Below are 13,759 nucleotides of genomic sequence, written 5' to 3'. Positions count from 1 at the left end.
GATGTAGGACAGGCGGACGCAGCACGCAATGGCTGTCGCAAGGTGGAAGATGTCGGGGATTTGGGGTCGCCGCTGCGGGAATGGTCGGTCAGTGAGAGGCTGACCTGGAGGGACCTTCCGCCGGCGGCGACCCAAATACAGGGGCACTTTCGTGCGCTGTCAGATTTATGCCCCAATTCGGCCAGATTTGAAAGGAAAAAGACCATCAACAATACGGGGCGTTTCGGAAACAATGCCCGGAATTGCGAAACACCGTCTATGGCTGGTCCATCGGGAGACCCGATGGCACACGGAGGGGGGCGCCAAGGGCGCTTTCGGGCGGCCTGTCGTCCGTCAGTGCGTCAAGGAAACTCAGGAGCGCCGCGATTTCAGGGTCGGTCAGGGTCACGTCCTCGATCTCGATCGCGGCAGCGATGCGAATCATCTCTTCGGTGTCGTCGAGAGCCGCGAAATCGTCATCCCGCGCGGCGCCGGGCAAGATCGCTGCGCTGCGGTCGTAGCCCGTCAGCCCGGCAAGCGCATCGAGGTGGTGGCGCAGGATGTCCTCCAGCCTGGCGAAGGCGCCGTTGTGGCCGTAGGGTGCCGTCAGCGCGACATTGCGAAGCGACGGCGTTCGAAAGCGGTAATGGTCCGCCGCGACACCCGTAACCGCGCCCCGGCCCAGATCCGCGTAACGCGCGTAGGCGCTGTCGGTATTCTTGCCCGGTCCGAACTGTGGGATGCCGATGGCGTGGAACCCGTGATCGGTCTGGAACGGCCCGCTGTGACACTCGGCGCAGCGCGCCTTGCCGTAGAACAGCGCCATGCCGGCGGTCTGGCCCGGCGTCAGCGGCGTGCCGTCGCGCAGATAGCGGTCGAACGGGCTTTCCGTGGCGCGGAATTCTTGGGTGATGAAGGCGGCAAGAGCTTGCCCGATGTCGGTGATGTGCAACTCCGGCACGCCGATTTCGGCGAACCGACTGCGGTATGCCGGGATCGCCGCGATCCGCGCGGTCAGGCGTGCCCATGCGCCGTCGGTGCCGTGGATCCGCCCGGCCGCAACCGCGCCGGCCACGTCGTTCTCGTCCGGTTGGCCCGACATTTCATCCGCCGACAGGATCGGGAGCAGGGCCTGCGCCGCGAGAACGGAAGCGACGGGTTTTTCCAGCGTGCGCCCCTCGGGCATGCGGATGCCGAACATCGCGCTTGGGTCGCGCTCCACCCGGCCGTCGTGAAACATCACGGTGAATTCCCGCGCCCCGATGTTGAACAGGGCCGGGGCGTTGCGGGGGATGCGGGCGTGAGGCCGGTTGGCTTCGTCCTCGCGGCGCCGGATGCCAAGTCCGAGGCCCCCTTCGCCGATGGACAGCGACATGCCATCGCCGGTGCCGAGTGTAGGGTGGTGGCAAGTGGCGCATGCGATGTTGCGGTTGCCCGACAGTACCGGATCAAAGAATAGATCGCGTCCCAGCAGAACCTGCGCCATCGGAAAGGCGGGAAAGTCGGCGTCGGTGACAGGGGGCGGCAAGGGGTCGGCCGGCACCGCCTGTGCCAGCAGGACGCTCAGGACTGTCGCGAGGGTCGCGCGCACGGCTTTCCCCTTTTTGGCCTACGGGAAGAGCCTGCCCAATTTCCACCCCCGATTCCACCGGAACTTGGCGAAACAACGCGTGGCGGGCGCGGAAACGGTCACTGGTCCCAGTTCGGGCTCCGCTTGGTCAGGAACGCGTCGATCCCCTCGGCGGTATCGTCGCGCAGCATGTTCCGCACCATGACGTCCCCGGTGTAGGCATAGGCTTCGGCCACCGGCATCTGAAGCTGCGCATAGAAGGCCTCCTTGCCGATCTTGACGGCGGCACCGAGCTTGGCCGCAATCCTGTCGGCGAGCGCTGCGGTCTCGTCGGACAGCGCTTCCGCCGGCACCACGCGGTTTACCAGCCCCAGATCGCGGGCGCGGTCGGCGTCGATGAAATCACCGGTCGTCAGCATCTCGAACGCCTGCTTGCGCGGGATGTTGCGGCTGAGCGCAACCATGGGTGTCGAGCAGAACAGCCCGATGTTGACGCCGTTCACGCCAAACCGGGTGTCTTCGGCCGCGACGGCCAGATCGCAGGTGGCGACGAGCTGGCACCCCGCCGCCGTGGCGATGCCGTGAACCTGCGCGATGACCGGCTGCGGCATGGACTGGATACGGGCCATGACCCGGCTGCACCGGTCGAACAGGTCCTTGAAAGCGGCGGCACCGCCGTCCTCCGCCTGCCGCATGGCAGTCATCTGGCGCAGATCGTGTCCCGCGCAGAAGGCCTTGCCGCTGCCTGCAAGCGTGATCACCCGGATATCCGGATCCGAGGCGCAGTCGTCCAGCGTATCGGTGAGCGCCGCCAGCATCTCGTCCGACAGGGCGTTCAGCCGTTCGGGCGCGTTCATCGTCAGGTTCATCACCGCGCCGTCACGCCGCGTCTCGAGAATTGCCATCTTGCCCTCCGCACTCAATCGGGACAACTTTGCCCTGCATAGCAGGAGAGAACAAGTATGCCCGCCGTCATGACCGCAGAAGAATTGAGCCGTTTCATGAAGGAGGTCTTCGCGCAGGTTGCCGACGACTTTGCCGTGGACGAGGTGGGCGAGGGGACATTGACCATGCGGTTGCTGACCCAGGACCGGCACCTGCGGCCGGGGGGCACCATCTCGGGGCCGTCCATGTTCGCGCTGGCGGATGTGTCTGCCTATCTGGCGACGCTGGCGATGATCGGGCCGCAGGCGCTGGCCGTGACCACGAATTGTTCCATCGATTTCATGCGCAAGCCCAAGGCGGGGGTCGATCTTGTCGCCGAGGCGCGGCTGCTGAAACTGGGCAAGCAATTGTCGGTGACCGACGTGATGCTTTATTCCTCGGGCATGGCGGAACCCGTGGCGCGGGCGACGCTGACCTACGCCATCCCGCCGCGCAAGGCGGCCTGAGCGGGTACAATCCTACGATATGCCGAAAAAAATGGGCCGGATCGCTCCGGCCCAGTGAAGAGGTCTGGCTGGCCCCACAGGGACGTCAGGCCCGCCAGAACACGCGGGAGGCCTCGATCTCGGCCTGCCCGGGTGTCAGTCCCACGTCGGTCAGCTGCCATGGCTCCAGCCGCGAGAGGGCGAGCCGGGTGCGACGACGGGTGGCCCATACCGTGACGCGGACAGCGAAGGCCACCGCCAGCTTTGCCGCGATCGGCGTGCCGGGTTGCGCAAGAAGGCTCAGCGCATCGGGTGTCATCTGTCTCGTCTGTGCCATGGAAAAACTCCTTCCGATCTATTGTATTGACACAATATGGGTAATTGCTGCATTATTTTGATACAAAACGTCGAAAGCGGACGCTAGGGAAACATTGTAATGGATACAATTTGGGCGCCGGAGGGGCTGGGATCGGCCGGTCCGAAGTACAAAGCGGTTGTAACAATGATCCGTAACCACATCGCGACAAAGGCTTTGCAGGTGGACGACAGGCTGCCGCCCGTGCGCGATCTGGCGTGGCGGCTCGGGATCACGCCCGGTACGGTGGCGCGCGCCTACAACATCCTCACGGATGACGGCACCCTGCGCGCGGAGGTCGGGCGTGGCACCTTCGTCGCGGCGCCCAAGGTCGTCGGGCGCCCCCTGAACCTGATCGAGATTGATCCGGTCCGGCACAACACCGGCGGCGATACGGACGAGGTCAATCTCTATTCCCCGCATCTGCCGAACGGCGGGCAGGCGGAGCTGATACGCCGGCTGCTGATCGAGGTGGCGCAGGATCCGCCTTCGGGGGTCATGCACTACCCCTCCCGTCGCAGTGCGCAGGCGGCGCGCGAGGCGATGGCGGATTGGCTGCAGGGCACTCCGATCGGTCCGGTCGACGAAGGTGACATCGTGCTGAGCCTGGGCGGGCAGAACGGAATCATGCTGGCATTCCAGACCGTGCTCCGGGGCCGACGCCCCACCGTGTTCGTTGAGTCGCTCTGCTATCCAGGTTTCCGCCGCGCCGCGGAGGCGCTGCGCGCCGACGTGGTCTCGATCGAGATGGACGGGCACGGGGTTCTCCCCGAGGCACTGGCCGCCGCGGCGGAGCGCCACCCCGAGGCGCAGGTGCTGTGCACGTCTCCCGAAGTGCACAGTCCGACCTGCCGGTTCACGCCGATGGAACGGCGGGCCGAGATCCTCGCGGTGGCCCGCCGGTACGACCTGCAGATACTGGAGGACGACTGCTACCGCATGGGGCGGGCCGAAGGGGAAGGGTACAGGCAGCTTGCGCCGGAACGCGGCTGGTATGTCTCCTCCTTGTCGAAATCAATCACCCCCGCCTTGCGCATCGGCTGCGTGGTGCCGCCCAAGGGGATGGCGGGCGCGCTGCACCGAACCGCGGAACACAGCTTCTTCGGGCTTGCCACGCCCATGATCGACCTGACCGCCAAGCTGCTGCGGCACCCCGACCTTCCGAAAATCATGGCGGCATCGCGCGAAGGCGTCGAACGATACGTCAAGGTGGCCGTCAACACGCTGGGCGGCTTCGACCTGCACTGGCGACGCGACGTGCCCTTCGTCTGGCTGAACCTGCCGCAAGGCTGGCGTGCCAGTGCCTTCTGCCAGGCCGCGGAGAAGGTCGGCGTGCAGGTCCGCGCGGCGGAGGAGTTCGCGGCACGCGACGCCAACGCGCCCCATGCCCTGCGCATGGCGATCAACGCGGGCGTGTCGCTCAAAAGCTTCGAGGCCGCGATGGAGCGGCTGCGCCACCTGCTGGAGCATCCTCCCGAACAGATCAATGTCTGACGCGGGCGTGCGGCGGGCCGCGGCACCGATATTTCTTGGCAGAAGGGCCGGCGCTGGCTAGATTTTCCTCATTCAGCAAAAAGGAATTTGCCATGCGAACCATCGTCCTAGCCCTTGGCGGAGTGCTTGCGGCCGTATCCGCCCCCGCTTTTGCACAGCAGGCCGCCGTTTTCACCGAGGCCGAAATCGCCGCCGCGCCCGCCTGCGGCAAGGGGCGCGGGATCGAGGAGGGCACGGTTCAGCTGTGCAGCTGCAAGCCCACGACCTTCAAGCGTTTCGTCTGGGGGAGCGGCCCCTACGCCGGCCATTCCGACGTCTGCACAGCCGCGCGCCATGCGGGTGTCATCGGCGACGAGGGCGGCACGCTTGCCGTGACCGGCCGTCCCGGACAGACCGCGTACGAAGGGTCCGAGGCGAACGGGATCTCGACCAAGCGCTGGGGCCTCTACCAGTCCAGCTTCGACGTGATGCAGGCGCAGGTGGCCGGGCAGGGGACAGCGCCCGAGCCTTCCGGCGGGCCGGTCCTCGCCTGCACGGGCTTTTCCGCCGACGTCGCGCCCTACACCTGTTCTTGCCCCGCGGGCAGCGACAGCGGCGGGTCCGTCTGGGGCAGCGGCCCCTACACCGGCGACAGCGACGTCTGCCGCGCCGCGGTGCATGCGGGTGCGATCCCGCCGACCGGCGGTCAGGTCCGGGTCAGCGCGGCACCCGGGCTGGAGGCCTACGAAGGCTCCAGCCGAAACGGCGTGACGACCAGCCGCTGGGGCAGCTACGGTCAAAGCTTCGAGGTCGCGGCGGCTACGACGACGTCGACGACCCTTCAGGCCACTTGCGATGTCATGCCCCCGGATACCGAAAGCCTGATTTGCGTCTGCCCGGAAAACGGACCCGTGAGCAAGTCGGTCTGGGGCAGCGGCCCCTATACCGCGGACAGCGACATCTGCAGCGCCGCGCGCCATGCGGGGGTCATCGACGCGGCGGGTGGCAGTGTCACCGCGATCCGGCTCAAAGGGCTGGACAGCTATGCCGGCAGCGCGGCCAACGGTGTCACCTCGTCGAAATGGGGCAGCTTCGAAGGGTCGATCACCTTTGATCGCAACTGAACGCGCGGCGACCGCAGGCGTGTCGGGGCGGCAGGATTGCCCCGGCGTGCCGGATCTGAAATGAAACGACAGATACCCGACACGGTGTGGCGATGAATCCTGTGGTGCGTTCTACCCTTTGGCTGGCGTTCTTCGGCCTCGTGCTGATGGCGTGGGTCACGATGTACATGATGGCGATGGACATGGACCTCGACCTGCTGGGCCGCCCCGGCCAGGCGGGCGAGATGATGCGCCGCATGGACCCGCGCATGGACATGTTCATGCCCATGGCCAGCTTCTGGCCGCTGTTCGTGATGTGGGGCGCGATGATGGCGGCGATGATGCTTCCCACGATGGTGCCGACCCTGCGCAGCTACGAGGACCTGATGATCAGCGCCGACGGCACCCGGGCGGGCTGGCTCGGGGTGCTCATGGGCTATTTCGCCGTCTGGCTTGCCTTCGCCGCGCTGATCGCGGGCGTCCAGCTTGCGCTGCTCTTTGCCGGGGTGATCGACATGCTGGGCATCGCGCGTTCGCGCTGGGTCGCTGCCGGTCTCCTGCTGGCGGTCGGCCTGTTCCAGTTCACCCGGACCAAGGAACTCTGCCACGGCGTCTGCCATTCGCCGATGATGTATTTCCTCGGCCGGTGGCGCACCGGGTTCGGGGGCGGTCTGCGCATGGGGCTGGGCCTCGGGGCATTCTGCGTGGGATGTTGCTGGGGCTTCATGGTGCTCGGCTTCGCCGGGGGCGTGATGAACCTCGCATGGATGGGGCTGGCGACGCTGTTCATGGTGCTGGAAAAGCTGCCGCAAATCGGACATCGTGTGACCAAGCCCCTCGGGCTGGCCTTGGTATGCGGCGCCTGCGTCGTTGCCGGCTGGCCCCTGGTCACCACAGGACTGCAAGGAATTTAGAATGGCCCTCACCAGACGACCCGAGGCGGATCGCCTGCCGATCTCGCAGCGCATCGACAGCCGGATGCCGAACCCCGGACGGCGCAGGATGTCGCCGACCGACTGGGCGATCAAGGGAGAGCTGTTTCTCAATTGCTCCTGCACGGTCTTCTGCCCCTGTGTGGTCAGCCTCGGCGCGCATCCCCCGACCGAGGGGCACTGCCACGCCTGGATGGCCATCGCGATCGATACGGGCCATTACGAGGGCGAGGATCTGTCGGGATTGAACGTCGGGTTGCTCGTCGACATTCCCGGGCGCATGGGCGAGGGCAACTGGAAGGTCGCCGCCTACGTGGACGAGCGTGCCAGCGGCAAGGCCTACAACGGACTGCTGCAGATATTCTCCGGACAGGCGGGCGGCACCACCGGGCTGTTCACCATGCTGGTGTCGGAAATCATCGGCGCGGAACGTGCGCCGGTCCAGATCACCCGCGACGGAAACCGGCGCGCCATCCAGATCGGCCGCAAGGTCCAGGGCGAGATCGAGACGCTTGCGGGCAAGGATCCGGAGCATCCGGTGATGGTCTCCAACTCCAAGTACTGGATGGGGCCGGACATCATCGCGGCCCGTGGCCTGCGCAGCAAGGTGCGCGACTATGGCCGGGTCTGGGACTTCGACGGCATGTCGGCCGAGATCTGCCCGATCGACTGGAAAGGCCCCAAACCGTGATCGATTCGGGCTTCGTTCAGCTGATGGCGCGCTACAACGCCTGGCAGAACCGGCAGCTGACGGAGATCGTCAAGCAGATGGACGACGCGGCGCTCGACCATGACCATGGAGCATTCTTCAGCACCATCAGGGGCACGCTGAACCATCTGCTCTGGGGCGATACCATGTGGATGAGCCGTTTTTGCGACGATGTCGCGAAGCCGGAAGTGGGGGGCGACCAATCCACCACCTATACCGAGACGACGGGCGTCTGGCAGGCGCAGAGGTTCCGGATGGACGGGCGTATCCGGATCTGGTCGGAAACCCTGTCGAACGTCGACCTGCTGGGCGATCTGACCTGGTATTCGGGCTTGACCAAGTCGGAAATGTCAAAGCCCAGAGCGCTTTGCATCGCGCATCTGTTCAACCACCAGACCCACCACCGGGGTCAGGTTCACGCCATGCTGACGGCAGGCGGCCATCCGGCCCCGGTGAGCGACCTCGCCTTCATGCCGGAGGACGCCTGAGCGGCCCGGTGCCGGTCAAACCCCTTGCGATCCGCCCCTCGGGATGGGATGCAAGGGCCAATCTGTCGCCCTGAGCCCGCATCGGGGCCGCGTGGACGCAGGCCAGCCAAACCTGGCTCAGACAGGGTGAAATGCCCGGAAAGGACGTAACATGTTCAATGCACTGATCGTCAGCAAGGACGACGAAGGAAAGACCTCTGCCGCGGTGGAGCAGATCGGCATCGACGATCTGCCGGAAGGCGAAGTGACGGTTTCGGTCGAATATTCCACCGTGAACTACAAGGACGGTCTGTGCATCGGGCCGGGCGGCGGGCTGGTGCGGAACTATCCGCACGTGCCGGGGATCGACTTTGCCGGCACGGTGGAGGCGTCGGACGACGACCGCTACAAGCCGGGTGACAAGGTTGTCCTGACGGGATGGCGCGTGGGCGAGGCGCATTGGGGCGGCTATGCCCAGAAGGCGCGGGTCAAGGCCGACTGGCTGGTGCCGCTGCCCGACGGACTGGACACGCGTCAGGCCATGGCGGTGGGCACTGCCGGCTTTACCGCGATGCTGGCGGTCATGGCGCTGGAGGATCACGGCATCAGGAAAGGCCCCGTGCTCGTCACCGGTGCGGCGGGCGGCGTCGGCTCGGTCGCGACGGCGATCCTGGCCAATCTCGGCCACGAGGTCGCGGGCGTCACGGGCCGTCCGGAAACCGAAGAATACCTCAAGAGCCTTGGTGCCAGCCGGATCGTGCCGCGCGAGGAGATCAACGAAACCACCAAGCGCCCGCTCGAGGGCGAAACATGGGGCGGTTGCGTCGACGCGGTAGGGGGCGCCATGCTTGCCCGGGTGCTGGGCCAGATGGAATACGGCGCAAGCGTCGCCGCCGTGGGTCTGGCGGGCGGCGCGGCTCTGCCCGCGACGGTCATTCCCTTCCTGCTGCGCGGCGTTAACCTGCTGGGCATCGACAGCGTGATGCAGCCCTATGACAACCGCCTGCGTGCGTGGCAACGGATCGCCAAGGATCTGCCGATGGACAAGCTCGAGTCCATGGTTCAGCCCGCGACACTGGGTGATCTGCCCAAGCTTGGCGCAGACATCCTGAAGGGCCAGGTCAAGGGCCGGGTCGTCGTTGACGTGAAGGCATGATTCCGCGCGCGGTCCCGGTGCCGCGCGACTCGTCCCTGTCCCGCTACGTGGGGCAGGGCGCCACCTATACCGACTGCTACGAGGTGATGTTTCCGGGCCGTGCCGACCTGGGCGAGTTCATCACCGCCTTCTACACCACATGGCTGTTCCGGCTGGAGCGGCTGGTGCTCGCCGCGGTGCTGCGCCGCCCGATCCGCGATGCCGAGGTGGCCGCGCTTGCGGCGGGCGCCGACAGCTTTGCCGTCTGGCAGGTGGAGACGCGCGGCGAAGGGCAGATCCTGCTGTGCGATACCCGTGGTGCGACACGATCGTGGCTTGCCGTAGCACCCAAGGAGGGCGGGGTGACCCGACTTCTGTTCGGCTCCGCCGTCGTGGCGCACGGTCCTGACGGGCTGCCGCGCGCCGTCCACCTTTTCACGCCGCTGCATCGGGTCTACGCACGGGGTCTGCTGCGTCTCGCCGAATGGAAGTTGCGCAAGGGGTGACGCGGCGGGCCGATCATCCTACAACATGGCGAACGACTTCAGGAGACCCCGATGACGGCCTACGACGACCAGAACATCTTTGCCAAGATCCTGCGTGGCGAGATCCCGAGCTTCAAGGTGTACGAAGACGATGAGACCCTGTGTTTCATGGATATCATGCCGCGCACCGACGGCCATTGCCTCGTGATTCCCAAGACACCCTGCCGCAACATTCTCGATGCGACCCCGGCCCAGCTTGCGGCCTGCATGGCGACGGTCAGCAAGGTGGCGAATGCCGTGAAAAAGGCGTTCGACGCCGATGGCATCACCCTCCAGCAGTTCAGCGAAACCGCGGGCGGCCAAGAGGTGTTCCATCTGCACTTCCACGTCCATCCGCGCCACGAGGGCGTGCAGATGCGCCCGCCGGGTCAGCAGGGCGACATGGACGCGATCAAGGGCCACGCCGAACGGATCGCGGCGGCACTGGACTAGGCGGCGCGCCCGCGGATCCCGCGAATCGCACACCATTCGCGACCCTATTCGTGACAGATGCGGCAAGGGACGGGGCCGAAAACCGGCTTCGTCCTTCCCCACACCTATGGCGCGAAGGCCGAAACCGGCGACACGACATCGCCCGGACGGGGGCGTTCGCGGCAAGCCCCTGTTTTGAAATGATTCCTTTTGCTTTGCCGATTTGGTCGCGGATCATAGGCTTTGACTCATAACAATATGACAGGGATACATTAAATGGCACTCAAACCTCCATTGATGAAGCTGCCGATCAAGACCGCCGACAGCGGTTTTTATCGGGGCTTCAGCGTTGACGTGACGGTAACGGCAAAGATCATCATCGGTCTGCTCGTGATCTGGGCCGTCGCCCTCCCCGAGCAGGCCGGACGGATCCTGTCCGACTTCAACGGCTTCATCCTGACGAACTTTGCCACCTGGTACGTGTGGGTCATGGCGCTGTTCGTGATCACCTGCATTGTGCTGGCGGCATGGCCGGCGGCGGGCAGGCTCAAGATGGGATTGCCGGACGACAAGCCGGAATTCGACAATTTCTCGTGGTTTTCGATGATGTTCGGCGCGGGCATCGGGGTGGGCATGCTGACATGGGCGGTGGCGGAACCGATCTATCATTTCGGCAACAACCCCGACGTGATCCAGGGCTTCGCGGGCGCGCGGGGAGAAGACAACATCCTGAACGCCTACAAGTGGTCCTACCTGCACTGGGGATTCACCGCCTGGGCCTCCTATGCCATCGCGGGGCTGGGGCTGGGCTACTTCGCCTACCGGCGGGGGCTGCCCCTGACCATCCGGTCGTCGCTGACGCCCCTGTTCGGCAAATCACTGTCCGGTCCGGCGGGCCACATCATCGACATCGTGGCGGTCGTGGCGACCATTCTCGGTGTCGCGCAGACGCTCGGCTTCGGGGTGAACCAGTTCGTCGACGGGATGAGCCGGATCGGCATCGGCGACTGGCTGACCGATGTGGACGGGCAGCCGTCCTCGACGGGGATCATCTTTTCCATCGTCGTCATCATGGGGGCCTCGACCCTTTCGGCGCTGTCGGGCGTCGGCAAGGGGATCAAGTGGCTCTCCAACATCAACATGGTCCTGTCGATCTTCCTTCTGGGCTTCCTGCTGATCTTCGGCTCCACATTCTTCGGGCTCTGGGCGCTTTTCGTCGGAACGTGGGAATACGTCATCGCCCTGCCGAGCATGATGTTCACCGTCTACGGCGGAGAGAACCCCGTGGATATGGATCTGGCAGGGTGGCAGGGGTCCTGGACGGTGTTCTACTGGGCGTGGTGGGTTGCCTTTGCGCCCTTCGTGGGGCTCTTCCTTGCCCGCATCAGCCGGGGGCGCACGATCCGCGAATTCGTGCTGGGTGCGGTCATCGTACCGGCGCTGATGTGCTTCGTGTGGTTCGCATGGGCGGGCGGTACGGCCATCGACCTTGAGCTGACCGGCGAGGCGGGAGGCCGCATCTTCGAGGCGACCGACGGCGGCAAGATCTTTGCCATGACCGACATCCTGCTGGGCAGCGGCACGTTGGGGTGGCTCATGGCCGTGATCATCGTGGTCCTGCTCATGACCTACCTCGTGACCTCGGCGGACTCGGCGGTGCTGATCGTGAACACGATCAACGCGGCCGGGGACGAAGGGCCCAAGGCCCGCCCGCATATCATCTTCTGGGGGGTGGCCCTCGGGGCGGTGGTGGCGGCGTTGCTGCTGATCGGCGGCATCGGCGCGATCCAGACCGCGATGGTCATCGGGGCACTGCCGTTCTCGCTCGTGATGGTGCTGATGGCGATCTCTCTGATCAAGGCGATCTACAACGACAGCAAGCGGCTGGCCTCGGGCGTGGATACCTACTCGGACGACGTGGACGCGATGCCGGCCGAGTAAAACATTGAAACCAAAGGCGGGTCTGCCCGGTGGGCAGGCCCGCCGCCAGGAAACCGGGTTGCCTTTCAGGCTCTGCCTGCTACTCATTCCGGTTCAAAAGGAAAAAGGGGGACCAAGATGGTTGATGAAACCACAAACCACGGCATTCCTGTGCCCGAGGGCGCAGCGGATGTGATCGAGACCGAGTACGAGATCGGTCAGGATAACATCGACGGCTCGTTCGGGCGCTTCGGATTCGACATCCACAACCCGGTTTTCGCGGTATCCGCGATCGCGATCGTCGCATTCGTGTTCTTTACGCTGGCTTTGCCCGATCAGGCCGCGAGCGCATTCTCCGCGATGTTCGATTTCACCACCAAGAACTTCGACTGGTTCCTCATCGGATCGGCGGACCTCGTGGTCATTTTCGCGCTTCTGCTGATCGTCACGCCTTTCGGCTCGGTCCGGCTGGGTGGCGTCGACGCGACGCCCGACTACACCTATCTCGGCTGGTTCGCGATGCTGTTCGCCGCGGGCATGGGCATCGGCCTGATGTTCTACGGCGTGTCCGAGCCGCTGACCCACTTCTCGACATCCTTCGGGGAAACCGCGGTCGGCGAGAACGGGCTGAGAACGGACTGGGCCCCGCTAGGTGCCGCCACCGGCGATGAGCCCGGATCGGTGCGCCTCGGGATGGCCGCCACGATCTATCACTGGGCTCTGCACCCCTGGGCGATCTACGCGACCGTCGCGTTGGCCCTGGCGCTGTTCACCTACAACAAGGGTCTGCCGCTGACCATCCGTTCGGCGTTCTATCCGCTGCTGGGCGAGCGTGTCTGGGGCTGGCCGGGCCACGTGATCGACATCATCGCGGTTTTCGCCACGCTCTTCGGTCTCGCCACCTCACTTGGTTTCGGGGCGACCCAGGCCAACGCCGGCCTGAACGAGCTGTTTGGCATCCCGATCGGGAACACGACGGAAGTGATCCTGATCACCGCGATCACGGCCGTCGCCCTGGTTTCGGTCGTGCGGGGCCTTGATGGCGGGGTGAAGATCCTGTCCGAGGTCAACATGGGGCTTGCCTTCCTGCTGGCGGTGTTCACGCTGCTGGTCGGGCCCACGGCCTTCCTGCTGGCGTTCTTCTGGGACAGCCTCAAGGCCTATGTCGAATACCTGCCGGCGCTGTCCAACCCGTTCGGCCGGGAAGACGTGAACTACTCCCAAGGGTGGACGGCCTTCTACTGGGCATGGTGGATCAGCTGGTCGCCGTTCGTGGGGATGTTCATCGCCCGCGTCAGCCGTGGCCGTTCGGTGCGTGAATTCGTGATCTGCGTGCTGCTGATCCCTTCCATGGTCTGCGTCGTGTGGATGTCCATCTTCGGCGGCACGGCGATCAACCAGGTGCTGACCGATGGCTTCACCGGTGCACAGGACGCGGAACTGCCGCGCCAGCTGTTCCAGATGCTGGGGCAACTGCCTCTGGCGTCAATCACCTCGTTCATCGGCATCGTGCTGGTCATCGTGTTCTTCGTCACCTCGTCGGACTCGGGCAGTCTGGTGATCGACACGATCACGGCAGGGGGCAAGATCGACGCGCCGATGCCGCAACGGGTCTTCTGGTGCATCTTCGAGGGCGCAGTCGCCATCGCGCTGCTTCTCGGGGGCGGGCTGGCTGCCTTGCAGTCCATGGTCATTTCCACGGGCCTGCTGTTCACCATCGTGCTGCTGCTGATGTGTTTCTGCATCTTCCGCGGCCTGCAAAGCGAACGCGCCGAAACGCGCTGAGCGCG

14 protein-coding genes are annotated in these 13,759 nt (G+C 65.3%); 11 read left to right on the top strand and 3 right to left on the bottom strand.

Going from position 1 to position 13,759, the window contains the following annotated elements; all coding sequences use genetic code 11:
- Positions 1 to 256: 256 nt before the first annotated feature.
- Together BOO69_RS23595 and BOO69_RS09180 are read right to left on the bottom strand one after the other, a co-directional pair.
- Complete coding sequence (locus BOO69_RS23595) at positions 257 to 1,570, bottom strand: cytochrome-c peroxidase (protein WP_071971890.1); 1,314 nt, start codon at positions 1,568 to 1,570, stop codon at positions 257 to 259.
- Between the two features lie 98 nt (positions 1,571 to 1,668).
- Positions 1,669 to 2,454: an enoyl-CoA hydratase gene (locus BOO69_RS09180; protein WP_071973743.1), complete on the bottom strand. Its 786-nt coding sequence runs from the start codon at positions 2,452 to 2,454 to the stop codon at positions 1,669 to 1,671.
- A gap of 57 nt (positions 2,455 to 2,511) precedes the next feature.
- On the opposite strand from BOO69_RS09180, the gene BOO69_RS09175 reads away from it, so the two are divergent.
- A complete protein-coding gene (locus tag BOO69_RS09175) occupies positions 2,512 to 2,940 on the top strand; it encodes a PaaI family thioesterase (protein ID WP_071971889.1) in 429 nt (142 codons plus the stop codon).
- Positions 2,941 to 3,025: 85 nt separating this feature from the next.
- Here BOO69_RS09175 and BOO69_RS09170 read toward each other — a convergent pair whose 3' ends face one another.
- The gene (locus tag BOO69_RS09170; protein ID WP_071971888.1) at positions 3,026 to 3,256 is read right to left on the bottom strand and encodes a DUF1127 domain-containing protein; all 231 of its coding nucleotides are present in this window, start codon (positions 3,254 to 3,256) and stop codon (positions 3,026 to 3,028) included.
- A 99-nt stretch (positions 3,257 to 3,355) separates the two neighbouring features.
- Between BOO69_RS09170 and BOO69_RS09165 the strand changes: the two genes are divergently transcribed.
- From BOO69_RS09165 to BOO69_RS09120, 10 genes are all read left to right on the top strand, one after another.
- Positions 3,356 to 4,768 (top strand): aminotransferase-like domain-containing protein, encoded by a 1,413-nt coding sequence (locus BOO69_RS09165; protein WP_071971887.1) that lies wholly within the window; start codon positions 3,356 to 3,358, stop codon positions 4,766 to 4,768.
- Positions 4,769 to 4,860: 92 nt separating this feature from the next.
- Positions 4,861 to 5,871 carry an LCCL domain-containing protein gene (locus BOO69_RS09160; protein WP_071971886.1) on the top strand — a complete coding sequence of 337 codons (1,011 nt, stop codon included), beginning with the start codon at positions 4,861 to 4,863 and terminating at the stop codon, positions 5,869 to 5,871.
- A 92-nt stretch (positions 5,872 to 5,963) separates the two neighbouring features.
- Positions 5,964 to 6,764: a DUF2182 domain-containing protein gene (locus BOO69_RS09155; RefSeq protein WP_071971885.1), complete on the top strand. Its 801-nt coding sequence runs from the start codon at positions 5,964 to 5,966 to the stop codon at positions 6,762 to 6,764.
- A gap of 1 nt (position 6,765) precedes the next feature.
- Entirely contained in the window at positions 6,766 to 7,473 is a 708-nt protein-coding gene (locus tag BOO69_RS09150) for a DUF1326 domain-containing protein (protein ID WP_071971884.1), read from the top strand.
- Complete coding sequence (locus BOO69_RS09145; protein ID WP_237267595.1) at positions 7,470 to 7,979, top strand: DinB family protein; 510 nt, start codon at positions 7,470 to 7,472, stop codon at positions 7,977 to 7,979. The genes BOO69_RS09150 and BOO69_RS09145 overlap by 4 nt, the downstream gene beginning before the upstream one ends.
- Positions 7,980 to 8,130: 151 nt before the next feature.
- Positions 8,131 to 9,114, top strand: coding sequence for an acryloyl-CoA reductase (acuI, locus tag BOO69_RS09140; RefSeq protein WP_071971883.1), 984 nt, complete (start codon positions 8,131 to 8,133; stop codon positions 9,112 to 9,114).
- Positions 9,111 to 9,599, top strand: a complete 489-nt coding sequence (locus tag BOO69_RS09135) for a hypothetical protein (RefSeq protein WP_156874901.1) — start codon at positions 9,111 to 9,113, stop codon at positions 9,597 to 9,599. The genes acuI and BOO69_RS09135 overlap by 4 nt, the downstream gene beginning before the upstream one ends.
- Before the next feature lie 51 nt (positions 9,600 to 9,650).
- Positions 9,651 to 10,070, top strand: coding sequence for an HIT family protein (locus tag BOO69_RS09130; RefSeq protein WP_071971882.1), 420 nt, complete (start codon positions 9,651 to 9,653; stop codon positions 10,068 to 10,070).
- A 255-nt stretch (positions 10,071 to 10,325) separates the two neighbouring features.
- Positions 10,326 to 11,990 carry a BCCT family transporter gene (locus BOO69_RS09125; RefSeq protein ID WP_071971881.1) on the top strand — a complete coding sequence of 555 codons (1,665 nt, stop codon included), beginning with the start codon at positions 10,326 to 10,328 and terminating at the stop codon, positions 11,988 to 11,990.
- Between the two features lie 117 nt (positions 11,991 to 12,107).
- Positions 12,108 to 13,754: a BCCT family transporter gene (locus BOO69_RS09120; protein WP_071971880.1), complete on the top strand. Its 1,647-nt coding sequence runs from the start codon at positions 12,108 to 12,110 to the stop codon at positions 13,752 to 13,754.
- The last annotated feature ends 5 nt before the right edge of the window (positions 13,755 to 13,759 follow it).

Origin of the sequence: Sulfitobacter alexandrii (genome assembly GCF_001886735.1) — a bacterium.
GTDB lineage: Bacteria > Pseudomonadota > Alphaproteobacteria > Rhodobacterales > Rhodobacteraceae > Sulfitobacter > Sulfitobacter alexandrii.
Note: the sequence above shows the minus strand (reverse complement) of the source record. Positions and strands in the feature narration are given on the sequence as shown.

Coding starts and splice junctions, on each gene's coding strand:
- BOO69_RS09180 (WP_071973743.1), bottom strand. CDS start 2,454: ATGGCAATTCTCGAGACGCGGCGTGACGGCGCGGTGATGAACCTGACG.
- BOO69_RS09175 (WP_071971889.1), top strand. CDS start 2,512: ATGCCCGCCGTCATGACCGCAGAAGAATTGAGCCGTTTCATGAAGGAG.
- BOO69_RS09170 (WP_071971888.1), bottom strand. CDS start 3,256: ATGGCACAGACGAGACAGATGACACCCGATGCGCTGAGCCTTCTTGCG.
- BOO69_RS09165 (WP_071971887.1), top strand. CDS start 3,356: ATGGATACAATTTGGGCGCCGGAGGGGCTGGGATCGGCCGGTCCGAAG.
- BOO69_RS09160 (WP_071971886.1), top strand. CDS start 4,861: ATGCGAACCATCGTCCTAGCCCTTGGCGGAGTGCTTGCGGCCGTATCC.
- BOO69_RS09155 (WP_071971885.1), top strand. CDS start 5,964: ATGAATCCTGTGGTGCGTTCTACCCTTTGGCTGGCGTTCTTCGGCCTC.
- BOO69_RS09150 (WP_071971884.1), top strand. CDS start 6,766: ATGGCCCTCACCAGACGACCCGAGGCGGATCGCCTGCCGATCTCGCAG.
- acuI (WP_071971883.1), top strand. CDS start 8,131: ATGTTCAATGCACTGATCGTCAGCAAGGACGACGAAGGAAAGACCTCT.
- BOO69_RS09135 (WP_156874901.1), top strand. CDS start 9,111: ATGATTCCGCGCGCGGTCCCGGTGCCGCGCGACTCGTCCCTGTCCCGC.
- BOO69_RS09130 (WP_071971882.1), top strand. CDS start 9,651: ATGACGGCCTACGACGACCAGAACATCTTTGCCAAGATCCTGCGTGGC.
- BOO69_RS09125 (WP_071971881.1), top strand. CDS start 10,326: ATGGCACTCAAACCTCCATTGATGAAGCTGCCGATCAAGACCGCCGAC.
- BOO69_RS09120 (WP_071971880.1), top strand. CDS start 12,108: ATGGTTGATGAAACCACAAACCACGGCATTCCTGTGCCCGAGGGCGCA.